Source organism: Synergistota bacterium, assembly GCA_025060595.1.
GTDB lineage: Bacteria > Synergistota > GBS-1 > GBS-1 > GBS-1 > 42-11.
The window spans coordinates 34,119-56,882 of record JANXBX010000010.1; the positions used below are offsets into that span (position 1 = coordinate 34,119).

The 22,764-nt window shown below is 38.0% G+C and carries 22 protein-coding genes; 7 read left to right on the plus strand and 15 right to left on the minus strand.

The window, feature by feature from the left end:
- Positions 1-53: 53 nt before the first annotated feature.
- Positions 54-749: a pseudouridine synthase gene (locus NZ900_07415; protein ID MCS7233911.1), complete on the minus strand. Its 696-nt coding sequence runs from the start codon at positions 747-749 to the stop codon at positions 54-56.
- 95 nt (positions 750-844) lie between these two features.
- On the opposite strand from NZ900_07415, the gene NZ900_07420 reads away from it, so the two are divergent.
- Positions 845-1,546 (plus strand): DUF2848 domain-containing protein, encoded by a 702-nt coding sequence (locus NZ900_07420; GenBank protein MCS7233912.1) that lies wholly within the window; start codon positions 845-847, stop codon positions 1,544-1,546.
- Here NZ900_07420 and NZ900_07425 read toward each other — a convergent pair.
- From NZ900_07425 to NZ900_07450, 6 genes are all read right to left on the minus strand, one after another.
- Entirely contained in the window at positions 1,543-2,832 is a 1,290-nt protein-coding gene (locus tag NZ900_07425) for a TRAP transporter large permease (GenBank protein ID MCS7233913.1), read from the minus strand. The two genes, NZ900_07420 and NZ900_07425, sit on opposite strands and share 4 nt — an antisense overlap.
- A 2-nt stretch (positions 2,833-2,834) precedes the next feature.
- Positions 2,835-3,407 carry a TRAP transporter small permease gene (locus NZ900_07430; GenBank protein MCS7233914.1) on the minus strand — a complete coding sequence of 191 codons (573 nt, stop codon included), beginning with the start codon at positions 3,405-3,407 and terminating at the stop codon, positions 2,835-2,837.
- 71 nt (positions 3,408-3,478) lie between these two features.
- Positions 3,479-4,537 carry a TRAP transporter substrate-binding protein gene (locus tag NZ900_07435; GenBank protein ID MCS7233915.1) on the minus strand — a complete coding sequence of 353 codons (1,059 nt, stop codon included), beginning with the start codon at positions 4,535-4,537 and terminating at the stop codon, positions 3,479-3,481.
- A 164-nt stretch (positions 4,538-4,701) separates the two neighbouring features.
- Positions 4,702-4,884: a MarR family transcriptional regulator gene (locus NZ900_07440; GenBank protein MCS7233916.1), complete on the minus strand. Its 183-nt coding sequence runs from the start codon at positions 4,882-4,884 to the stop codon at positions 4,702-4,704.
- A 13-nt stretch (positions 4,885-4,897) separates the two neighbouring features.
- Positions 4,898-5,404, minus strand: a complete 507-nt coding sequence (locus NZ900_07445) for a nitroreductase family protein (protein MCS7233917.1) — start codon at positions 5,402-5,404, stop codon at positions 4,898-4,900.
- 14 nt (positions 5,405-5,418) lie between these two features.
- A complete protein-coding gene (locus tag NZ900_07450; protein ID MCS7233918.1) occupies positions 5,419-6,126 on the minus strand; it encodes a phenylalanine--tRNA ligase beta subunit-related protein in 708 nt (235 codons plus the stop codon).
- A gap of 110 nt (positions 6,127-6,236) precedes the next feature.
- On the opposite strand from NZ900_07450, the gene ileS reads away from it, so the two are divergent.
- From ileS to NZ900_07465, 3 genes are read left to right on the plus strand one after another with little or no spacing between them, the layout of a single operon-like run.
- Complete coding sequence (gene ileS, locus NZ900_07455) at positions 6,237-9,044, plus strand: isoleucine--tRNA ligase (protein ID MCS7233919.1); 2,808 nt, start codon at positions 6,237-6,239, stop codon at positions 9,042-9,044.
- A complete protein-coding gene (gene lspA, locus NZ900_07460) occupies positions 8,993-9,439 on the plus strand; it encodes a signal peptidase II (GenBank protein MCS7233920.1) in 447 nt (148 codons plus the stop codon). Before ileS ends, lspA begins: the two co-directional genes overlap by 52 nt.
- Positions 9,426-10,328: an RluA family pseudouridine synthase gene (locus NZ900_07465; GenBank protein MCS7233921.1), complete on the plus strand. Its 903-nt coding sequence runs from the start codon at positions 9,426-9,428 to the stop codon at positions 10,326-10,328. The genes lspA and NZ900_07465 overlap by 14 nt, the downstream gene beginning before the upstream one ends.
- Here NZ900_07465 and NZ900_07470 read toward each other — a convergent pair.
- The 8 genes from NZ900_07470 to NZ900_07505 form a co-directional block, all read right to left on the minus strand.
- Entirely contained in the window at positions 10,291-11,832 is a 1,542-nt protein-coding gene (locus tag NZ900_07470) for an NFACT family protein (protein MCS7233922.1), read from the minus strand. The genes NZ900_07465 and NZ900_07470 overlap by 38 nt on opposite strands.
- 17 nt (positions 11,833-11,849) lie before the next feature.
- On the minus strand, positions 11,850-12,908 hold the full coding sequence (locus tag NZ900_07475; GenBank protein MCS7233923.1) for a diguanylate cyclase: 1,059 nt from the start codon (positions 12,906-12,908) through the stop codon (positions 11,850-11,852).
- A gap of 9 nt (positions 12,909-12,917) precedes the next feature.
- On the minus strand, positions 12,918-13,844 hold the full coding sequence (locus tag NZ900_07480) for an ADP-ribosylglycohydrolase family protein (protein MCS7233924.1): 927 nt from the start codon (positions 13,842-13,844) through the stop codon (positions 12,918-12,920).
- Positions 13,845-13,862: 18 nt separating this feature from the next.
- Complete coding sequence (locus NZ900_07485) at positions 13,863-14,810, minus strand: asparaginase (protein MCS7233925.1); 948 nt, start codon at positions 14,808-14,810, stop codon at positions 13,863-13,865.
- A 139-nt stretch (positions 14,811-14,949) separates the two neighbouring features.
- A complete protein-coding gene (locus NZ900_07490) occupies positions 14,950-16,233 on the minus strand; it encodes an aspartate aminotransferase family protein (protein ID MCS7233926.1) in 1,284 nt (427 codons plus the stop codon).
- Positions 16,234-16,236: 3 nt separating this feature from the next.
- Complete coding sequence (locus NZ900_07495; GenBank protein ID MCS7233927.1) at positions 16,237-17,466, minus strand: M20 family metallopeptidase; 1,230 nt, start codon at positions 17,464-17,466, stop codon at positions 16,237-16,239.
- A gap of 6 nt (positions 17,467-17,472) precedes the next feature.
- Positions 17,473-18,954, minus strand: coding sequence for a sodium/pantothenate symporter (gene panF, locus NZ900_07500; protein MCS7233928.1), 1,482 nt, complete (start codon positions 18,952-18,954; stop codon positions 17,473-17,475).
- Positions 18,951-19,241 carry a YhdT family protein gene (locus tag NZ900_07505; protein ID MCS7233929.1) on the minus strand — a complete coding sequence of 97 codons (291 nt, stop codon included), beginning with the start codon at positions 19,239-19,241 and terminating at the stop codon, positions 18,951-18,953. Before NZ900_07505 ends, panF begins: the two co-directional genes overlap by 4 nt.
- Positions 19,242-19,416: 175 nt before the next feature.
- Between NZ900_07505 and NZ900_07510 the strand changes: the two genes are divergently transcribed.
- The 3 genes from NZ900_07510 to gcvH are packed head-to-tail and all read left to right on the plus strand — an operon-like array spanning position 19,417 to position 22,764.
- Positions 19,417-21,294 (plus strand): diguanylate cyclase, encoded by a 1,878-nt coding sequence (locus NZ900_07510; GenBank protein MCS7233930.1) that lies wholly within the window; start codon positions 19,417-19,419, stop codon positions 21,292-21,294.
- An 18-nt stretch (positions 21,295-21,312) separates the two neighbouring features.
- Complete coding sequence (gcvT, locus tag NZ900_07515) at positions 21,313-22,377, plus strand: glycine cleavage system aminomethyltransferase GcvT (GenBank protein ID MCS7233931.1); 1,065 nt, start codon at positions 21,313-21,315, stop codon at positions 22,375-22,377.
- A 6-nt stretch (positions 22,378-22,383) separates the two neighbouring features.
- Entirely contained in the window at positions 22,384-22,764 is a 381-nt protein-coding gene (gene gcvH, locus NZ900_07520; protein ID MCS7233932.1) for a glycine cleavage system protein GcvH, read from the plus strand.

The following is a 22,764-nucleotide window of genomic DNA, read 5'->3' on the forward strand; positions in this document are numbered from 1 at the left end:
TCCACCTCCTCTTTGACTTCTAAAAGAATTATATCATAGTAATAATGAAATTTTTATCTTTTAAGAATCTCAACTTCTTCAGAAGTTAGCTCCCTCCAATCACCCTCCCTAAGGCCATCTAAAAAAACCGGCCCTATTCTAATCCTTCTAATTTTAACAGGGTTAACCCCGAGAGCATAGCACATATTTTTAACTTGGTGAAACATCCCCTCACAAATGGTAAGAGAAATAAGATCACTAGACACCCTAATTAGCCTTCCAGGTCTGCAAGAAGTTCCATCTCTTAATATCAACCCCTTCTCGACCAACTCTTCCGCATTTTCGGGAAGGCTTCCCTCTACCCAAACGTGATATTCCTTTTCCACCTTATTCCTAGGGCTTATAACACGATGAATAAACTGACCATCGTTAGACAAAAGCAAAAGTCCCTCCACATCCTTATCGAGTCTTCCTGCTATAGATAACCTCTTCCTAAGAGGGTGCTTCAAAATTTCAAGAACGGAACCCTCGTTACCAAGAGTAACACTGAGAAATCCCGCTGGCTTAAACATAGCAATATACACCATTTGAGGCGGACCTATAATAACCCCATCTAAAGAAACTTCGTCATCTTCCTGAACCTTAAAAGAGGGATCTCGTATTTCCCTTCCGTTAACTAGAACCTTTCCCTTTCTTATAAGATTCCTAACTTCACTCCTACTAAACTCGCTAGAGGAGGAAATATACCTATCCAGTCTAAACTTCTTCATAGATACCAGGAACACCCCCTACCTAATCCGTATTAAGAAAAACTCTTAAAATTATACCACTGTGATAAAATAAATGATATAAGGAGGGATAACACATGATGGTAAAACTTAAATGCTATTTCAAAAATGGGGGAGAGAAGGAGGTTACCCTTAGCTGGAACAGTTGCGTAGCAGCAGGTTATACAGGAAGAAACAGAAAAGCTGTAATAGCCCATATAGAGGAGCTTAAAAAATTAGGGGTTCCAGCACCCGAGAAAGTTCCAGCAACTTATTGGATAGAACCCTATAGGGTAACAACAGAAGGAGAGATATATGTAATAGGGGAGAAAAGCTCAGGAGAGGTAGAGTTCTTCCTAGCTAAGGATGAAGAGGGGGAATTATATGTAACCGTTGGTAGCGATCACACTGATAGAGAACTCGAAAGAATATCAGTTTCAAAAGCCAAACAAATTTGTTCCAAAGTAATAGCGCCAACTTGTTGGAAACTAAAAGAGATAAGAGAACACTGGGATGAGCTAATCTTAAAAATGGAGGTTAAAAATAATGAAAACGAAGATTTTCTCCTTTATCAAGAAGGAAAGGTCTCAAACATCCTAACGCCTGAGGAACTTGTAAAGTTAGCCTATGAAGAAAAACCATATTATCTAGATAATCCTTCTATTTTCAGTGGAACTATACCTATACTTACTAAAGAGGTTCTATTTTCAAGAATTTATAAAATGAGCCTTGAAGATCCAATTCTTGGTAGGGAGATAAAACACTCTTACAAAGTAATAAGTTTACCTGACAAAATTTAATCTACCCTCCTTGCCAAGAAGAGAGCAAGCTCCGGAAACCTTATCAATATAGCTATCATTATCAACATCATAAAGACGAAGGGAACGCTTCCTATTATCACATCAGAAATGGTCCCTTCCCTTCTTATCCCTTGAACTACGTACAGATTAAGCCCTACGGGAGGAGTTATAAGAGCCATTTCTATCAAAATTATAAGCAATACACCAAACCATATCGGATCATAACCGCAATCTACTATCACAGGAAAAACTATTGGTATAGTTAATACCATCATCGAAAGAGTTTCTATAAAAAATCCCATAACTATATAAATGGCTATTATAACGAGTAAAGTTTGAAAAGGAGAAAGCCCAAGATTAGACATAAGATCACGAAGAGTATCAGTTAAGCCCAAAGAAACAAGGACAAAGTTCAAGAAGGTAGCTGCAACGAGAATAAACATTATCATCCCTGTTGCACTTACAGTTCCCTCAAAAGACTCTTTAAGCATCCTAAGAGAAAGTCTTTTCCTGCGCCAAGCGAAAATCAGAGCTCCAATAACACCCATTGCCGCAGATTCCGTAGGGGTAGCAAACCCTGCATATATAGAACCAACCACAATTAAAAATATCACAAGTGTAGGGAAAAAGTCTTTAAGGCTTTTAATTCTATCCTCCCAACTTACATTTTCGGAAGTTCTCCTCCCTGCAAGATCAGGTTTCACTAAGCAAGCTAAAAGTATAAATATACTAAAGAGAATAGCCAGTACTATACCTGGAATTATACCGGCAACAAACAATCGAGGAATTGAGGTGTTTGTTAAAAAACCATAAACTATCATGTTTATAGAAGGTGGAATTAGTATACCAAGGGTTCCACCAGCAGCTATAGAGCCAGCAAACAAAGCCTCATTATAGCCATATTTTTTAGCTTGAGGAAGAGCAAGGGTTCCTATAGTTGCAGCTGTAGCTACACTTGATCCAGATGTTGCTGCAAAAAGCGCTGAGGCAAAAACGTTTGCATGCATCAAACCCCCAGGTAACCAGGAAAGCCATTTATCAGCAGCTTTGTAAGTATCCTCAGCTATTCCAGATTTTAAGAGAATCTGTCCTAATAGTATAAAAAGAGGTATAGCAAACAAAACGAAATCAGTGCTTCCTATCCATGCTACTTCCCCCATAGCAGAATGAAGAGGAAATGGAGAGAAAAGCTTTCCCAAAATTAAACCCAATACCCCCATAGTTGCACCTACGGGGATACTCAACATCAATAGAAGTAAGAGAACTGCAAGCAAAGTTAGGGTTATCGTCACTTTACCTTTCCCTCCTTTAAATCTTCTATCTCCTCTTCCAAAGTTGTAGAGCCAGCCAATTTATAGGCTTCTGCCAAGTTACCCTTAGAGAGGTTATACAAGGTTAATCCCAAAAACACAGCTAAAACAAACGAAAAGAAAAGAAGGCCAAAAAACCAAAGAGATTGAGGAATCCATAAAGGAGTTTGAAGAGGGGTATTAGACAGTGATTTTCTTATCCAGGATGTCTTAAGTACACCAAAAGAGTAATAAGCTAAAGGAAAAACAAAAGCTATAAGAGCTAAGAGGGAAAATACATCTAATACGGATCTGAATTTAAGCGAGGTTTTAAGATAGATAACATCTATCCTAATATGATTCTTGTTAAGAAAAGCATAAACAAACCCCCACCCACTCATTATAGCCAAAACATAACCTGAGAACTCATCTCCACCTCGTATGGAAACAGCAAAGATCTTCCTCATTAAAACATCTACACATATATAGAAAGCCATAAATAGAACCAAGGCCCCGCATAACCAAATACTTACCCTACATAATCTTTCAATAGATGAAAGAAAACCTTTCAACTTTCATCTACCTCCAACTTAAAAAAGGGGATATGGCCTTTTAAAAGGCCATATCCCCTTTTAAAAAATCACTATTTCTTAATTTCCGCCTTAAGGCCGATCACTTTACCTATGCTCTCATTCCAACGCTTAACAGCATCCTCACCAGCTTGCTTTGCCCACGCGGGAAGAACATGCTCCAAAAGAAGCTTACGAGCAAGCTCTATGTCAGTAGGCGTAACTTCGATAAGCTGCATCGAGTTAGGCTTTCCATACTGACAATCTCCCTTACCAGTAAGGCAGTTTATACCCTGGCGAGTTTGATCATCCGCGTCATCCCAAGCAGGATTCTCATACTTTTCCTTCATAAGGCTTTCGATAGTCTTGCGTTCCTCAGGAGAGAAAGAATTCCAAACATCAAGCCTCATAACAGTCATAACATAATCCCAACCACCTATGGGCAAAGGATAAAGATACTTAGAAACCTCTCCCCAGCCGGCACTGTATCCAGAAAGGCTTCCTGTAACAGCACAGTCAACCACCCCTCTTTGAAGAGCGGTAGCTACTTCACTAAAAGTTATAGTTACGCCTGTTGCGCCAAGGGCCTCAACAAATTGCGATGTGGTCCAGCCACTGGCACGAACCTTTTTACCTTTAAGATCAGCTAAACCTTTTATTTCAATCTTGGAGAAAAGCACTTGCGCAGGATAGGGAACGACGGCTAAAAGCTTAGCGTTAAAAGTCTTTTCAAGAACACCAGCCATAACCGGCTTATAGGCTTCAACTACCTTGCGAGCTGTTCCAATATCAGGAGCAATAGCCGGAAGATCTAAACCTGCTAACTCAGGAGCATCAGAAACTACATAGTCAACAACTGTAGAAACCACATCAAATACGCCTTTATCCATGGCACGAAGTACTTCCGCCCCCGAAAGCTTTACCTGTTCGAGAGTAGTTAAAACCGGCTTCAACTTACCCCCAAAAGCCTGAGGCAGAACTTCCGTCCACAATGGACGTTCAAACTTCTTGTGTAAAGCTAGATTGCCCCAGCTTCCTACCACCCTTACAGTTTTTTCCTGAGATATAATGGGTAAGGCTAATCCTAAAAGAACCATAACTACTACCGCTGTAACTAGTAAAGACCTCCTCATATGCTCCACCCCCTTTATTAAAAAGAGATGATATCTTATTCTAAAGTAAAAACTCTTTAGAATCAACTACTTTAAAAAGATTTTAAAATTCTAACCATAGCAAACTTTTTATTCTTTAGAAAACCTTAATAATGAAACTTAAAGATAACTATATAGTTCTATCTTCACTGAGAAACAGAATAATAACAGCGCTTGGGCGAAATTATCTTTCCCTCATCTTTAAGCTTTTTGATTATTTCTGATATCTCCTTACTGTCAATACCTGTTAACTTAGCCACATCACCAGGCCTTAAAGGCTTACCTGCCTTTTTAAAAGCCTCGAGAACTATTTTTTCTTTTTCTTCCATTGGAAACACCTCCTTAAATAAACTTAACTATTTCCTCCAAGGGTAACCTTGGTCTCGGAACAGGCTCCTCAGCAGGATAGCCAAGAGTCATAAGTTGAACAACTTCTGCCTCTTTTGGAAGGCCAAGCACCTCTTTAACCTTATCCTGATCAAAGGAACCTATCCAACAGGTCCCAAGCCCCTCTTCTACTGCTTGAAGGTGAATGTGTGTCAAAGCTATAGCTATATCAATATAGTGAGCTGGAACCTTACATTTCATAATATAATTATTTTCAGTTGTATAAGCTACGATTATTACAGGAGCTGAAAACATGAAAGGCTGATGGGGAGAGGCATTTTGAATAAGTTTTTCCTTTAATTCCTTATTTTTAATCACTATAAACCTCCACTCCTGCCTATTCCTAGCTGAGGGAGCAAGCCTAGCAGCTTCAAAAATCTTCTTGAGTTTTTCCTCTTCCACATCTTTGGGAAGATAACTTCTGATGCTCCTTCTTTTCGATATAGCAGTAAACACATCCATTCCCCATCCCTCCCTTAAAAAGCTCGGAATACATTTCGCTCCTTATTAAGCAAACACACCCTAACTTTAGCAGAACAATACTTTTGAAGAAGCTCAGCAAGCTCATCTCTCGCTTTAACTATAACTTCCTCTGGAGTTAAACCAATACCATCAAGATTTATAACTACTCTTTTGGTTTCTCCTGTTATTTTGCTGAAGTCACCGTTTCGCCAGTTCCACCTTCTACACATAACATACAAGCTATCATCATCAAAGTAAATTACTTCGCCAGGTTCTGGATTTTCCTCTTTACCACCCCCTATAGGTACAAACTTCTCTTTACCCTCAGCAAAAGACAATCGAAGATTCCCCTTTATTTTGTCCACATCATCTCCACCACATGGAATCAAATATTTTAGAGAAATATAGTTAAATAAGGCAACTACGCTATTTACAAAAGGAATATCTCCCCCCTTTTGAATCCTCTTTAATAAGGATTTTATAGAAGGAGGATAACGATTCGGATTAGAACCAAACTTCTTATAAGCCTCATCCCAGGCTCTGACATAATCATGCTCTATCCAATTTCCGTCACGCCTAAGCTCTAAAGCCTCTCTTAAAAGCAGCTCTATTTCCGAATGCCACAACCCGTTTTCCATAAAGTCCACTAAAACAACTCCCCTTTTGAAATCTGGGAAAACACCAAATATCTTAGGATCTATTATAATATTTTTAGTTCCCACCGAACCACCTCCTTTTATTAGTATTATACTCTTAAACCTTTCAAATCTTCACCCCATTTGATATAATTCAATAAAACCCCTATAAAATGCCTAAACGAGAGGTGAAGGTAATGGATTATAAAGATACTTTAAATCTTCCCAAAACAAAATTTCCAATGAAGGCTGACCTTCCCCAAAGGGAGCCAGAAATACTCAACTTTTGGGAAAGGGAAAATATCAACAAAAAGGCAAGAGAAAAAAGAAGGGGAGCTCCGAAGTTCGTTCTACATGATGGACCTCCTTATGCTAATGGCCCAATACACATAGGAACAGCATTCAACAAGGTTCTAAAGGATTTTATAGTGAGATATAAATTCATGCGGGGATTTGACGCCCCTTATGTACCAGGATGGGACACACATGGACTACCCATAGAGTATCAAGTTTTAAAGACAAATAACCTTAAAAAGGATGAAATTGAACCGGCAAAGCTCAGAGATATGTGCAGGGAATATGCTCTTAAATTTGTCAATATTCAAAAAGAAGAGTTTAGGAGGCTTGGTGTAAGGGGACATTGGGAAAGCTATTACATAACTTTAGACCCAAGGTACGAGGCAAAGCAAATAGAAATTCTTGGAAAAATAGCTTCTAAAGGATATCTCTATAGATGGAAGAAACCCGTTTTCTGGTGCGCCTCCTGTGAAACAGCCTTAGCTGCAGCAGAAGTAGAATACTGGGATGAGAGCTCCCATTCTATATACGTAAAATTTAAAGATACGGGGGACCTTAGGAAGTTTTTTAACAACATAACAGATAAACCGATAAGCGTTCTCATATGGACTACAACGCCTTGGACACTACCAGCTAATTTAGCCATAGCACTTCATCCTGAATATGACTATGCATTAGTAGAGGGAAAAAGCGAGGCCTTTATCATAGCTTTAAAGACAAAAAGCAGGATTGAAGAGTTAATTAAGGAAGAATTAAAGATATTAAGTAGTGTAAAGGGGAAAATGCTAGAAAACCTTAAAGTAATCCACCCCTTTTTGGAAAGAGAGGTACCATTGCTTTTAGCAGAATTTGTAACTCTCGAAGAAGGTACCGGCTGTGTCCACTCCGCACCAGGACACGGTCCTGAAGACTATGAAATGGGTGTAAGATATGGTCTTGAACCATTTTCGCCACTAGATAATAAGGGAAGGTTCACTGCAGATATACCCATACTTGAGGGGCTAAGGTATGATGAAGCAGATTACAAAATAATAGAGATAATGAAAGAAAATAACAATCTATTACACGCTGACAAAATAAGTCACTCGTATCCTCACTGCTGGAGGTGTAAAAACCCAGTTATATTCAGAGCAACTCCACAATGGTTTATAAACGTGAGTGCCTTCAGGGAAATAGCACTTAAATCAATAGACGAAGTAGAATGGATACCCGATTGGGGTAAGAATAGGATATATAACATGGTAAAAGAAAGATCCGATTGGTGTCTTTCAAGACAAAGAGTATGGGGAGTCCCAATACCAGCCTTTTACTGCAAAAGCTGTGGCAAAGAAATAATTACTGAAAAAACTATAGAAAAAGTAAAAGAGCTCTTTTTAAAAGAGGGATCAAATGCCTGGTTCTCAAAAAGCTCTGAAGATATTTTGGGCAAAGACTTCAAGTGCCCTCATTGCGGAAACTCTAAAGGTTTTGATAAGGAAACGGATACCATGGATGTATGGTTTGATTCTGGAGTAAGTCATTTCGCTGTTTTAGAAGACAACACAGACTTAAAATGGCCCGCAGATATGTATCTTGAGGGCTCAGATCAACACAGGGGATGGTTCCAGACATCTCTTTTAACATCGGTTGCAGTAAAAGGAAGAGCACCCTATGAATCGGTATTAACTCATGGATTTATTGTAGACGGTGAAGGAAGAAAGATGTCTAAATCTCTTGGAAATGTAATTTACCCACAGGAAGTCATAGAAAAATACGGAGCAGATCTGTTAAGACTTTGGGTTGCTTCAGCAGATTATAGGGTGGACGTCAGAATATCAAATAAGATTCTAGAACAGCTAGTTGAAGCCTATCGAAAGATAAGAAATACAGCAAGATTCATTCTTGGCAATTTATACGACTTCTGTCCCTCTAAGGACTCCGTACCATACGAAGAGTTACCAGAAATAGACAAATGGGCATTGCATAGACTTCAACAACTTATAAAGAGAGTAACTTGGGGATATGACCACTATGAGTTTCACCTTCCTTATCACTATATACATGATTTTTGCGTACTCGACATGAGCTCTTTCTATCTTGACATATTAAAAGATAGACTATATGTAATGCCCCCAGATTCTAAGGAAAGGAGAAGCGCTCAAACTGTTCTTTTCCAAATAATATTAGCCTTAGCAAAGCTTTTAGCCCCTCTTCTTACATTTACCGCAGAAGAAATATGGCAAAACCTTCCTGAACCGGAAACAAGAGATAAAAGCGTCCACTTAAGCGATTGGCCTACAGTAGAGGAAAAATACATAAACGAGGATTTAGAAAAAAGATGGGATAAGATAATAAAGATAAGAAAAGCAGTAAATAAAGCTATAGAGTTAGCTAGACAAAAGGACCTCATAGGATCCTCTCTTGAGGCCAAGGTAAGAATCTTTATACCTGAAGAAGAAATAAGAAACCATTTCTCAGAAAAAGAGCTTACAGACATATTCATAGTTTCCCAAGTGGAAGTCTATAGTAAAAACTTGAACGACTTCGATTATAAAGATGAAGAAGATCTCGGAACCGAAGTGAAAATATTAAAGGCCGATGGAAATAAGTGCGAAAGGTGCTGGCAGTACCACATAGATACAGGGAAAGACCTATCCTATCCAAACACCTGTCCGAGATGCGCCTCAGTGTTAAAGAAGCTGGGCTATTCATCACCTGTATCGGAATAGATAGACTATCCAAAATATGGGCTTTAGAAAATCTATGGGGAGGAGAGGGTAAAACCCTTCTTCTCCCTTTCTTTAGGCTTAAACTTACCTTTAATGAAGGCTCTCTGTGGGGATTGAAGGTTTTCGAAAATAACCTTTGGTGGATAGTCATAACTGCAATACTAATAGGAGGATTATATTTCTTTCATATTAATAAAACGGGATTTAAAATAGGAAGAAGCTTAATAGTTAGTGGAGCCATAGGAAACCTTATCGATAGATTAAGCTACGGTAAAGTCATAGATTTCATTAGTATTTATAAATGGCCGATCTTCAATTTAGCTGATGCTTTTATGACAATAGGATTAATATTTTTATTTATGATCTTCTTTATAAATAGAGATGATAATAATTAAAGTTAACCTTGAAGAGGCGGGTAAACGATTAGACAAGTTTCTTGCAGAAAAGCTACTCGAGTTCTCCAGATCCTTTATAAAGGATCTCATAGAAGAGGGCAAGGTAAAAGTTAATGAAAAGAAAAGCGAACCAAGTTACAAGATAAAAGCCGGTGATGAAATTAAAATAGAGGAGTTTTCCCCTCCACAGAAGGAACTAAAGCCCCAAGACATAGCTCTAAAAACGGTTTATGAAGATGAGGATATACTGATCATAGACAAACCCGCTGGCATGGCAGTTCACCCAGCGCCAGGATGTGAAGAAAACACGGTAGTCAACGCATTACTCAACAGATACAAGGATTTACCAGCCTCTTCTCCAGAAAGGCCAGGTATAATCCATCGGCTTGATAAAGACACTTCGGGATTAATGATAATAGCTAAAAGCCCGTTAGCATATAATAAGCTCTCCAAAGACTTTGCTGAAAGGAAAATAGATAAAAAATATCTAGCCTTACTTGTCGGAAACCTACCTATTGATGAGGGTGTAATAGACCTACCCATAGGAAGGGATCCTTTTGATAGAAAAAAGATGAAAGTAACCCTTGGGGGAAGAGAAGCCATAACCTTATTCAAGGTTCTTAAAAGATACAAAAATTTCACTTTAGTGGAAGTTAAGATTAAAACAGGAAGAACCCACCAAATAAGAGTTCACTTCTCCTATGAAGGATATCCTGTTGCAGGGGACGAAATATATGGACAAGGAAAGATTTCTGGATTAGAAAGACAATTCTTACACGCATACTATCTATCCTTCAATCACCCTAGAACAATGAAAACCCTTATATTTAGGTCACCCTTACCTAAAGACCTTAGAGATTTTCTCCGCTCCTTGGTCTTACCCAAATAGTTTTTTGATTCTTAATTAAAACAGCTCCTTTCTTACCAGAAGGATGCCTTTTAACATACTTGACCAACGTATAGTCGACAGGGACTTTTGTATTCATCTTAGCTTTACTATAATAAGCAGCTAAAGAAGCAGCAATCTCTAAAACATCTTGAGGAACATCAGATCGTGAGAAATTTTTTATTATAACATGACTACCCGGTGAGCCTTTAACATGAAGCCAAACATCCTCTCCCGAAGCTATCTTAAAGGTTAAAATCTCATTTGAAGAGCTCCCCTTACCAACTAATATAGTCCAGCCATTATATTTAAACTCCCTAAAAGGGCTGCTTACCTCAGAAGGTTTCTTCCTTTCAACCGATAAACTTAGTGTTTTTACCCCCTCGAGCTTAGAAAGCTCTTCCTCAACCTTCTTAAGTTCCTCCTCCGCCTTCTCTATCCCTCTTTTAAGCTTTGAAGCCTCTTTAAAGTACCTCTGAGCATTCATTGCAGGCGTCAAAGAAGGATCAAGTTCCACTTCTTCAATTTCACCCGTATATGGATTAACCATATTGACTCTTGAAGCCTTGTCAGGTATAGATGAAAGATTAGTAAATATCATTTCACCGATAATCTCAAACCTTCTTACCTCATCCCTTCTCGATAAGAATTTATTTAGATTTTCTCTCTTCTTAAGAAGATATCTACGTCTATCTTCTATTTCCTTAGCTCTCCTTTGCTCCTCTTCCCTTAAAAGATCAACCTCAGCCTTCTCTTTTAAAAAGGACTCTATTAACTCTGAAAGGCTATTAAAATATTTTCTACCTATGGCCCCTTCCATATCGTAGTCAAAAATCCAATAATCAAGGGGATGTCCTTCAGGGGAAAGAAAGAGGGTTGGCTTATAGTTTCCCTTCTGTAATCTGTCTAACCATTCATTCCATCCTATCTCTACATTAGGGAAAGAGTTTAAGAAGCTTATAAGATTTCTGCTTAACCCCTGATAAGATCTCGTTTTAAAAGCATTTTCATTAAACTCATTTAAATGAAGAGGATTTACTCCCACGGAAGGAGGAGACAAATAAAAGTTAGCCTCATATGAGACTTTATTCCAACTGCCTATTACTCTTCTACCTTCTCCAACTAAAATAGCATTTAACTTCTTTGGAATAAACTCTACAAATAAACGCTTCCTTTCAACAAGTCTACCAGGATAAACTACCTCAAAGTCTAAGATAATGACCCTATCAAACTCATTCTGATATATACTAACTAAAGTGCTCCCTACAAGATGTTTTCTCAAGAGCAAAACGAAAGGAGACTCTATCTCATCGGAAGGCACAAAAGGGTCTTTACTAATGAAGGCAGAAAAACTCCTTTCATGCAAAATGAAAATAAAATGCTCTTCTTTCCCAACTTCGAAAGAAAAACCTTCCCTATTTCCTTTTACCCCTTTAATAACTTTTCCCAAAAGAGAAGATTTCGCCTCTTTTACAAGAAGATAAATTAAGCTACTATCAAAGGCCATACCCTAGGAAAGATACATTATTCAACTACCTTAGCAATCATAGAAGTCTTCAAATCTCTTTCCGTTTTTATATTTCCTTTACCCTTGCTTTTTGCAAGATATAAGGCTTCATCAGCTCTTAAAAGAAGCTCTCTTGGCGTATCTTTCTTGCTAGCCTCAGCTAAACCAGCACTTAAAGTAACCCTTATCTGATTCCCTTTACTAGTAGGGAACAAAACTTTCTCCACATTTGAAAGGATTCTCTCCATAACTGCAAAAGCATCCTCTAGCTTTCTACCTGGCATAAGAATACAGAACTCATCTCCTCCATATCGATAAAGCAGATCTCCATTAGATAGTCCGCTTTTAACGACTTCAGTTACCTTTCTTAAAACGTCATCACCAAATACATGCCCATATTTATCATTTATTTCCTTGAAATTATCTATGTCAAATATAACTACACTAAATGGGGTACCTTCTACCTTCTTTTTCTTTATATTCAGAACAACCATTGTCTCCAAACTACCTCTGTTAAGAGCCCCAGTTAAACGATCAGTCAAAGCTTCTGTTTGTACTTTCTTAAGCTCTTGTTTCAAATCCTTTATCTGTCTCTTAGAATCCTCAAGCTCCTTGTTGAGATCATCTATCTTCTTTCTAGCTCTTACAACCTCCTCAAGCAATCCCTTAACTAAAGAAGATATATCTCTTTTCTCAACAGCTTCTTTAACCCCATCAGAAAAAATCTCAATCGTAGAATCAAAATCTTTTCCCATCCCATGCAGGTTTTCAGCATGATTGGCAAGCTCTTCAGCTACAGCATAAAGCTTAGCCGAGGTCTCAGCTAAGACCGTCTCTTTATCACTTGTCCCTAAGTTAAGTCCCCATTCCTTGATGAAGTTCTCCCATGTCAGTGGAATATTACTTTCCTTAAATTTTTCCACTATTTTATAACACCTTTCATAATTCTCTGGGGTTAAAGGAATATAGTATCTTTTATCCGTGGCAAAAATTAAAGCTGTACGTGCAATCTCACTTATTCTTTCCAGTTCTTTTTTCCTTTTTTCCAACTCATTACTATCAAGTAAAGAAACCATTAAGCTTTCCTACCTCTCCTTTTTTCTCTCCCAAAGCTCATATAATCTCTCACCAAGAGAAGTTATATAATCCCTTCTCTCTAACCCGTTTAGCCAGTTTTCAGGAATAGCCCCAGCCCCATTAAAAGCTCCACTTATAGCGCCGGTTAATGCTGCTATAGTATCAGTATCTCCACCAGCCATAACAGCATTAACCACACTTCCAAGAAAACTATCTGGTGAAAACGCGAAACAATAAAGCGCACTTGGAACGCTTTCAACTACATATACGCTTGTCCCCAGAAGAGGAAGAGCATCCATAGGAGGAAAGTCCTCTTGCAAGTAGCTATGAGCCTTCTTAAGCTTATTTGCAATTTCAGAATTACCCACATAATCCGCAACTTCCATTAGGAACGTATCAGGATTAAGAGTTCCACTAGATGCACGAGCTATAGCATAAGCTATAGCTTGGGCTCCCTTTATAGCTTCTATATTTTTATGAGTTATTTCAACAGCAAGCTTAACTTTTTCCTTTAACTTATTAAAATCATCCTTATAAAGAAGAGCAAGAGGAACTACCCTAACAGCCCCCCCATTACTTGCAGCCATATCTCCACCAATTCCACTCTCCCTCCACGAAATTCCTTTAAGGAGTTTCTCTATAGCCTCCTTCGTTACCTTACCTACTCCTCTTGTATCACCTTTTTTATACCATTCTACAAGCTTTTTAGCTGTGTCTTCAGGATCTATATCTCCTTTATCTATAATGCTTTCCGCCTGAGCAATAGCAAGCATAGTATCATCAGTAAATTGCCCTGCTTTCAAACCAGCGCGTGAAAGAAAACTCTTTCTATCCCATTTTTTCCTAATATCCCTCGAATTCCATCCTTCAAAGGGCATACCCAGAGCATCACCTACAGCAAGCCCGAGAAGCGCTCCTACAAACTTATCTTTCACTAAACAACCCCCCTCTTCTTAGGAGAACCTTTCCCTTAACTCATCGATATCTCTAGTTACTCCCAAAAGAACCATCAACTTAACCCTTGCTTTCAACCCATTAAGCTTCCCAGCCGGTATGATGCCTCTCTTGACAAGATCCAAGCTACCACCACTATATCCATATATCGGAATTACATCAGAACCTGGGCACCTACTTGCAAGAACTATAAAAAGACCATTCTCTAAGGCTTTCTCTAAAAATGGAACCAAAGAAGGAGGAACATTACCCACTCCCATACCTTCTAAAACTATCCCTTTATAATTGGCGGAAATTAAAAGATCTATAATATCTGGATCCATAGAGAAGCAAACCTTTATCAAAGCAACCCTTTCTTCTACTTCATCAATCTCATAAAATTCCCTCTTAAGAAGCTTTCTTCTAAACTCTACTCCATTAGGTGTTAAACTTCCTAAAAAGCCGTAAGGGAAAGAAGAAAAGGCGTCTATTCCGAAAGATTTTAGCTTTATAACTTCAGAAGCAGCATGAATTTCATCATTCATGACCACCAAAACGCCTTGTCCTATAGCATCAAAGCAAGAAGCAACTTTTATAGCGTTATATAGGTTCCTTAAAGCATCGCTACCAGGAAAGCTTAAAGGATACATCGCCCCAGTAAAAACCACAGGAACAGCACCACCGTAAAGAAGATCCACCATATAAGATGTTTCCTCAAGGGCATCAGTCCCATGGGTCACAACTATACCATCATAGCTCTTTGAAAGCTCTCTTATTAAACGAACCAATTCCATTACATCCCTTGTAGTTAAATAACCTGATGGAAGCAACTTCCACTCCTTAACTTCTATCTCCGAAACATTTGAAGGAAGAACAGGTAGCTTGCTAACAAGATCCGCACCTTTAAGGCGAGGCATCAGCCCACTGTTTCCAGACTCATCCATTGAAATAGTCCCACCTGTAGTTATAATAGCAATCCTATTTTCCCCGATTTTAAAACACCTCCCCCTTAAAAGATTTTAACATAAAAGTTGCCACCAAATGATTCACAGGAAACTTATAACTTCTTTAATTATTGTTAATTTGCTCCATGAAATTAAAACTTCCCTATTCCCTACTCAGCAACCCAAGGCTTTCCTTAAGTATCTCATAGGCTTTTTCAAGCTCATCCCTCGATATAATAAGAGGTGGTTGAATTCTTATAACGTTTCCATAAACACCCCCAACCCCAACAAGAAGCCCCCTCTCCCTACAAAGCCTCCTAAGAGCTTCAGCTTCTTCAGAAGCGGGAGCTTTATCCTTACCCTTAACAAGCTCTATCCCTATCATTAACCCTTTACCTCTTATGTCACCTATAAGTTTAAATAGCTCTTTAAGCTCCGCAAGCTTACCTAAAAACCAGTTACCTTTTTCCTCAACTTGCTTAGGAAGATCCTCGCGAAGCATAAATTCAATATTTGCTAAGGCAGCTGCACATGAAACAGGATTTCCTCCGAAGGTACTCAAGTGATCACCAGGTCTAAAAGCATTTGCAAGCTCCTCTTTAGCTATAAATGCCCCCAGAGGAAAACCATCAGCAATTCCCTTAGCCAGAGTCATACCATCAGGTTCAACACCATAATGCTCTATGGCAAACATCTTACCAGTTCTACCAAAGCCGCTTTGAACTTCATCAACTATAAAGAGTATCCCATACTTGTCAAGTATAGACTTTACTTCTTTAAAATACTCAGTTGGAGGAACTATAATACCCCCTTCACCTAGGAGAGGTTCGGCAAAAAATGCAGCAACGCTTCCACTCGTATTAAATCTAATCACATCTTCAAGGAACTTAGCACATCTCAAATCACAACTAGGATAGCTTAAGCCAAAGGAACATCGATAACAGTAAGGCGCAGGCGAAAAAGTTGTTCCAGAAAGATATGGCCCACCATTTCTTTTTCTCCCCATATTACCAGTTATGCTTAAGGTCCCAACAGTTCTTCCATGGAAAGAATACTGAAGGGCAATAAACTCATACTTACCTGTAAATTGCTTAGATGCTCTCATCGCAGCCTCATTTGCTTCCGCTCCACTATTAGAGAAGAAGGTTTTCTTTAACTTACCAGGTGTAATTTGAGCAAGCTTCTCGGCTAGATCAGCCACAGGCTTTATATAGTAAACATAAGTACAGGCATGTATTAACTTTTCTATTTGCTCTTTGGCCGCTTTTACAACTTCATCATTACAATGGCCTGCATTAACAACAGCTATACCAGCGAAGCAGTCAATATACTCCTTTCCACTTTCATCATAAATTATTGCACCTTTAGCTCTTTCTATAACTACAGGTTCTATAGCTTTAACCATACTCGTATTTACATATTCTCTATACTTCTCTACCGTATTCATATCCTATCCCTCTCCCTCCCTTAAAAAATCCAATATGCTTAAAGCATATATCTTAGCTGTATCAAGAAGGTCTTCTATAATAACATACTCATCCACCTGATGAGGAATCTCCCTTTCTCCCGCTCCTATCACTACTACAGGGATGTTTTTCCAAGCCCTTAAGAAAGTCCCATCGGTAGCTCCAGGAACACCGTTATAAATAGGCTCTTTCCCCTTAACCTTTCGGTAAGCTCTATGAACTGCCTTAACTATGGGATCATCCTTAGGGGTACTGACGCAAGGTCTTCTCTCTAAAACCTCAAGCTCATAATTAAAATCCGTAATCTCAAGTTTTATACTATCTAAGCAAGCTTTGATTCTCTCTATTAAATCAATATCATCCTGCCCCGGAATAGTCCTTATATCATATCCTATCAAACAATCCTCAGGTATAACATTAAGCTGACCTTTACCATTAGAAGGGGACATAACAACCGTAGGCGTTATACTCGGATAACCAAGATACTCATGAGCCTTCAGTCTTTCCTTCTCCTCTGCTTCAAGATCTCTAATCTTCAAGATTGCTTTAGCCATACCTATATTTGGATTTATACCAGCATAAGGCATACAACCATGAGCCATTTTCCCCTTAACTCTAAGAATAACCCTTAAAGCTCCTTTTATATCCAGGCAAATTTGATTATCAACAGGTTCACAAATTATAGCACCATCTACATCATCGGCCCAACCGCGCTTTATAAAATCCTTTATCCCAATCATAAGGCCTTCCTCATCCACCGGAATGCATAGTATAACCTTCCCTGAGAATTTTATTTCAGAGTCCTTCAAAGCTTTAGCAGCAATTATAGCTGCAGCTAAATTCCCTTTTGTATCGCACGAACCCCTACCATAGATCTTCCCATCAACTATTTCTCCACTAAAAGGATGGCATTTCCATCTATTTACATCACCTGGAGTAACTACATCAGTATGTCCCTCAAGAAGAATAGTCTTGCCCCCTGAAGCGCCCCTAAGAATGGCAACCACATTAGGCCTCTTAGGGGCAACTTCCTCTATATAAACATCAAAACCTATACCTTTAAGCCTTTCATACAAAAATTTAGCCACTCTTTCTTCATTAGCATTCTCATCAGAAGGATCATAAACGCTTGAAATCCTTATAAGCTCTTGAGTTAAGGATATTAACTCTTCCTCTTTTATAAAGCTTAATATCTTTTTTTCCTCATTGTCCAGCTTAAATCACTCCCAGAACTTTCTTATAGTTTCCTCTTTTGGAGGCCTTGTCAAAATAGAAACAAAAACAAAAGCTAAAAGCCCGAGTAGAAGCGTTAAAACTATAGGATGAGTCCCAAAAGGTCTTTTCCAATACTGGCTCAAAAGAATGAAACTCATGACTCCAACAATTATAGAAGCTATAGCACCAGGAGCATTAGCTCTCTTCCAGTAAAGGCCCAATATTATTAACCAGAAGAAAGTTGCCTCAAGCCCTCCAAAAGCATAAAGATTTATCCAAATTATTAAAGAAGGAGGTTTTATAGCAAAGAGAATAACAATAAAGCTAACTAAAGCCGTTATAACCATGCTAAGCCTAGAGATCTTCTTCGGATCAACTTCAGGATTTATATAGTTAAGGTAAAGATCTTTAACTATAGCGCTTGACACAAGAATAAGCTGGGAGTCAACGGTAGACATTATGGCAGCAAGAGGCGCAGCTAAAAGAAGACCTGCCAACCATGGAGGAAGGAGATTAAGAGCAAGAAGGGGAATAACTGCATCGCTACCAAGCCCCTTAGGTATTTCAGGAATTATAACCCTTGCAATAACCCCTGTAAGATGAAGCGAAAGCATCAGAAAGCCCAAAACAAATGTTCCTACAACCATTGCCACATGCATCGATCTTGAATCTTTATAAGCCATGGCTCTTAAAGCATTCTGTGGCAAACCTATTATACCTATGCAGACCAGTATCCAGAAAGAGGATATCCAAGGAACTGTAATAAAGTTTTTAACCCCGAAGGGGGTTAACATCTCTGGGTTAATCTTAGAAAGCGCTTGCATAGCATTAAAGGCTCCACCTGCCCTATTAAAGGCCATAACCATTAAAATAGCTATTCCAATAAACATAACTATTCCCTGGAGAACATCAGTTAAAACTACAGCCCTAAAGCCACCGTACGTAACATAAAGCAAGACTACAAGACCAAAAAGAAAAAGCCCCCATACATAAGGTAAACCAGTTAGAGTTTGAAAAAGCTTTGCTCCTCCTACAAACTGTGCCACAACAGCAACCATAAGAAAGATAACCGCACTTAAAGATGCCAACCAAACTAAAACTGGATTATTATCATACCTTTCCCTCAAAACATCTATAAGCGTTACAGCTTTCACTCTTCTCGATATTATCGCAAACCTTTTGCCTAAAATTCCTAATGTGACAAAGGCAGCAGGAAGCTGAGTCATAGCAAGCAAAACCCATCCAAGCCCTTGAGAGTAAGCTGTTCCAGGACCTCCCAAGTAACTCGAGGCACTTACATAAGTTGCAACTAAGGTCATCGCAACAACAAAGCCACTAAAGTTAGCTTTACCTAAAAAGTATTCACTTAAAAAATCCTTTTCTTCCTTCAGCTTCTTAGTACTATAAAAACCTATGTATAGAACTACCACAAGATAAGCTATAAGAGGTATCCATATCTGAATTAAAACCTCCCTTGTAAGATTCACTTCTTAACACCTCCTTTCTCCTCAGGCTCGAGAGGAATTTCTTTGAAAAATAAAGGAATAACAAGCGCTACTAAGACACTGAATATTATAAAGCTCGCTATACAGCTCCAGAAAAACCAGGCAGGAAAACCCATAACATAAGAATAATCCTTAGGGGACTTTGAACCCAAACCGTAGGCAAAAAGAAACCACCATAAAATGTTGGCTATGAAAAGCACAAGAACTACTATCGTTTCTTTCCGCATTTGAGAACGTCGAGGATCTTCCCTAAAACCGCTTCCCGTCATAACTATCCCCCCTTTTTTAAAGATCTTATACTCTATTATAAAGCTATTAGATCCATACATCAAGATTCAAAAATTAGCACTTATTCACAACCATCCTAATCGAACCTTTGAATACTTCTGACTTGATATACAACTTAACTTCCTGTATCATTTTAGTTAAAAGGAGGATTTTACAATGAGAAAAGCAATGCTTTCTAATTTATCTCTTATATTAATTGTTGTGGTTTTAGTAAGCACGCCAGTTACTCTCATATTCATTTTTAATTCTGTAAAAGAGACCGTTTACTCTGCTGAAAAAAACCTGATCAGTAACACGCTTGATACATTAATCTCTTTTATAGATGCTCAGATCAATAGCCTATACCAGGAGAAAAACCTCCGCTTTTTCGAGAGTCATAAAAAGCTTATAAATTTAACTAACACCATAGCTGATCTTATAGAAGAGAAAAACTCAAAAGAAATAATAGAAAAAATAGCCTTAATGAATGATGTTACTCTTCTAATATATGAAGGAGAAATACCATTTATATTTGGAAGAAAAATAATTATTCCATCGGAAGCTTTAAGAAGGGGTCTGTTTAGGCTAAGCCACTATGAGCATTTATTTTTGTGCTTAAATGATCCCGAGCATCCACTACTAGTATATTTTAGAAAGCTTTTAGATAAGGACAGAACAATTATAATAATAGATTCCCTAAAGCCATTGATGGAATACTTTGAAAAGAGATTTCATCAAAACCTTAGTAGTATTAGAGAAAAAGTAATAAACTTAAAAATAGAAGAAAAGGGATATGTAGTTGTGATCTCAGGAGACAGCGAAAGCTTCGTTATACACCCAAACCCAAAATTTGATGGAAAACCAGTTCCTTTAGAACCACAGAGAAATAGAAACTTAATGAAACTTATTAAAGACTCTATAGATCAAAATACAGGTTTATTTAACTACCTATGGTATTCAGATGAAGAAGGTAAGGTAGTACCGAAAATAGCACTGGTAAAATATTATAAGCCCCTTAACTGGTATATAGCAGGAACTATATACGAGGAAGATCTAAGAAAAAGAATTGAAATATTAAATATATTAGCCGCAACATTGGTAGGAATAGGATCCACAGTTGCATTAATCATTTCTTTTATATTAACTAAAAAGCTTAGAGAAAACATTAAAAACCTAAAGTTGACCTGGGAAACAGTTAACGTTGGAATAGTTATGTGTCAAAACAATACTTGGGAGGTAAAAGAAATAAACGATCATCTTAAAAACACATTAGAAAGACGCAGAGAAGAAATATTAGGAAAACCAATAATCAACTTTGTTCACCAAGAAGATAAAAAACACTTCTTAGAACATTTAAAAAAGGCCTCAAATGGACTATTTGAAAGCTTACAAGCAAGACTCTTAAAAGGCGAAGGAGAGATAGTTCATGCTATAATAAGATCGTCACTAATTAAAGAGAAAAATTTAATCCTGCTTTCTGTAACTGACATAACTAAGGTAGTAGAGCTTCAGAAAGAGTTGGAAAGAGCTAATGAAATTCTCCAAAAACTATCCTCAAGAGACCACTTAACAGGTGCCTTTAATAGAAGAAGCTTAGAAATTAATCTTAAAGAAGAGCTTGAAAAAAGTAAAGAAGAAGGAGAACCCTTATCCATAATTATGCTTGATATAGACCGTTTTAAGAAAATCAACGATATTTACGGTCACATTATAGGAGACTTTGTATTAAAAAGCTTAACAAAGCTCTTAACCTTAAAGATACGTTTGGAAGATAGCATATACAGATATGGGGGAGAAGAGTTTATAATTCTACTTTTGAGAACTTATAAAGCTGAAGGAATAAAAGTCGCAGAAAGACTCAGGTCAGAGATAGAAAATCACGATTTCAACTATAGAGTTAAAGGAGAAACCATGCTTAAGATAAAACTTACCTGTAGCTTTGGTGTTTCAGCCTTTCCAGAAGATGGCTCTACCCCCGAGGAGCTCATTTCAAAAGCTGATGAAGCGCTTTATAGAGCAAAAAGGAATGGAAGGAACAGAGTTGAAGAAGCTTAAAGTAAAGGAGGTAATAAGTTGAAAAAAACCCCTCTTTATGAAAAACACCTTGAGTTAAAGGCAAAAATGATAGAATTTGGTGGTTGGGAGATGCCATTACAATATAGCAGCATCTTAGAAGAACATTTATCGGTGAGAAATAACGTGGGAATGTTTGATATAAGTCATATGGGTGAAATTGAAATATATGGAGACAAAGCTAAAGAAAGCATCTTAAGATTAACTCCAGTTCATGAGAAAAAGCTTATTCCTGGAAAAGCATCCTACTCCTTTTTACTGAACGAAAAGGGAGGTATTATAGACGATCTTATAATTTACACGTTTTCCTCAGAAAGATTTATATTAGTAGTTAATGCAGGAAACCTCGAAAAAGACCTTAACTGGATAAAAGAACAGGTTTATCCTAAAACAGAAGTCAAAAACCTCTCTGATGATATATCAGCATTATCCATTCAAGGCCCAGCTTCAGAAGAAATATTTAAAATTTTATTTAGATCCGATCTATCAGATCTAAAATATTACTCCTTTGAGAAAGATTTAAGATACAACAACGTAGAATTTCTTTTCGTCTCAAGAACAGGATATACGGGAGAGCTTGGATTTGAGATATACGCTCGTCCTGAGGAAATACTGAAGCTATGGGATATCTTACTTAGATTGAATGTAAAACCGTGCGGTTTAGGGGCAAGAGATGGTCTAAGGCTTGAGGCAGGAATGCCCCTTTACGGACATGAGCTTAATGAAAACATAACACCTTTAGAAGCCAACCTCGAGAGGTTTGTAGATATAGAGAGGAGCTTCATAGGAAGAGAAGCCTTGATCCAAAGAGAGAGAGAAAAACATCTCATAGGTTTTAAAATGCTTGACAAAGGCGTACCAAGAGAAGGACAAAAAATCTTCATTCTTAAAAACAAGGAAGAAGTAGGGTATGTAACAAGCGGTGGGTACTCCCCTTGTCTTAACGAGTATATAGGGATGGGCTATGTAAAGTTATATGATAAAGAAACCGAGCTAGGCATAGACATTCGAGATAAAATAAAAAGAGCAGTTATAACTGCTCTTCCATTTTACAAGAGGAGGTGATTTTAATTGATCCCTAAGGAGCTAAAATACACAAAAGAGCATGAGTGGATAAGAATAGAAAATGGTGTAGGAACAGTGGGAATAACTCATTATGCTCAAGAGCAACTTGGGGATATAGTCTTTGTTGAGCTTCCATCTACTGGAAGAGACGTGGGAAAAATGGAGACAGTAGCTGTAGTAGAATCGGTGAAGGCAGCTTCGGATATATATACACCTGTAAGCGGAAAGATAATAGAGGTAAACGAGGAGCTAAATAGTTCTCCTAACCTTATAAACGAGGATCCATATGGAAAGGGATGGATATTTAAGATAAAATTATCAGATCCAAGAGAAATTAAAGAGCTTCTTTCAGCAGAAGAATATGAAAAACTTATAACGGAGGGTTGA

What these genes read in the sequence shown, in the direction of transcription:
- lspA (MCS7233920.1), top strand. Translation starts at nt 8,993, where the DNA reads ATGCGCCTCAGTGTTAAAGAAGCTGGGCTATTCATCACCTGTATCGGA.
- NZ900_07465 (MCS7233921.1), top strand. Translation starts at nt 9,426, where the DNA reads ATGATAATAATTAAAGTTAACCTTGAAGAGGCGGGTAAACGATTAGAC.
- NZ900_07475 (MCS7233923.1), bottom strand. Translation starts at nt 12,908, where the DNA reads ATGGTTTCTTTACTTGATAGTAATGAGTTGGAAAAAAGGAAAAAAGAA.
- NZ900_07470 (MCS7233922.1), bottom strand. Translation starts at nt 11,832, where the DNA reads ATGGCCTTTGATAGTAGCTTAATTTATCTTCTTGTAAAAGAGGCGAAA.
- ileS (MCS7233919.1), top strand. Translation starts at nt 6,237, where the DNA reads ATGGATTATAAAGATACTTTAAATCTTCCCAAAACAAAATTTCCAATG.
- NZ900_07435 (MCS7233915.1), bottom strand. Translation starts at nt 4,537, where the DNA reads ATGAGGAGGTCTTTACTAGTTACAGCGGTAGTAGTTATGGTTCTTTTA.
- NZ900_07420 (MCS7233912.1), top strand. Translation starts at nt 845, where the DNA reads ATGATGGTAAAACTTAAATGCTATTTCAAAAATGGGGGAGAGAAGGAG.
- NZ900_07490 (MCS7233926.1), bottom strand. Translation starts at nt 16,233, where the DNA reads ATGAATACGGTAGAGAAGTATAGAGAATATGTAAATACGAGTATGGTT.
- NZ900_07510 (MCS7233930.1), top strand. Translation starts at nt 19,417, where the DNA reads ATGAGAAAAGCAATGCTTTCTAATTTATCTCTTATATTAATTGTTGTG.
- NZ900_07505 (MCS7233929.1), bottom strand. Translation starts at nt 19,241, where the DNA reads ATGACGGGAAGCGGTTTTAGGGAAGATCCTCGACGTTCTCAAATGCGG.
- NZ900_07440 (MCS7233916.1), bottom strand. Translation starts at nt 4,884, where the DNA reads ATGGAAGAAAAAGAAAAAATAGTTCTCGAGGCTTTTAAAAAGGCAGGT.
- NZ900_07415 (MCS7233911.1), bottom strand. Translation starts at nt 749, where the DNA reads ATGAAGAAGTTTAGACTGGATAGGTATATTTCCTCCTCTAGCGAGTTT.
- NZ900_07445 (MCS7233917.1), bottom strand. Translation starts at nt 5,404, where the DNA reads ATGGATGTGTTTACTGCTATATCGAAAAGAAGGAGCATCAGAAGTTAT.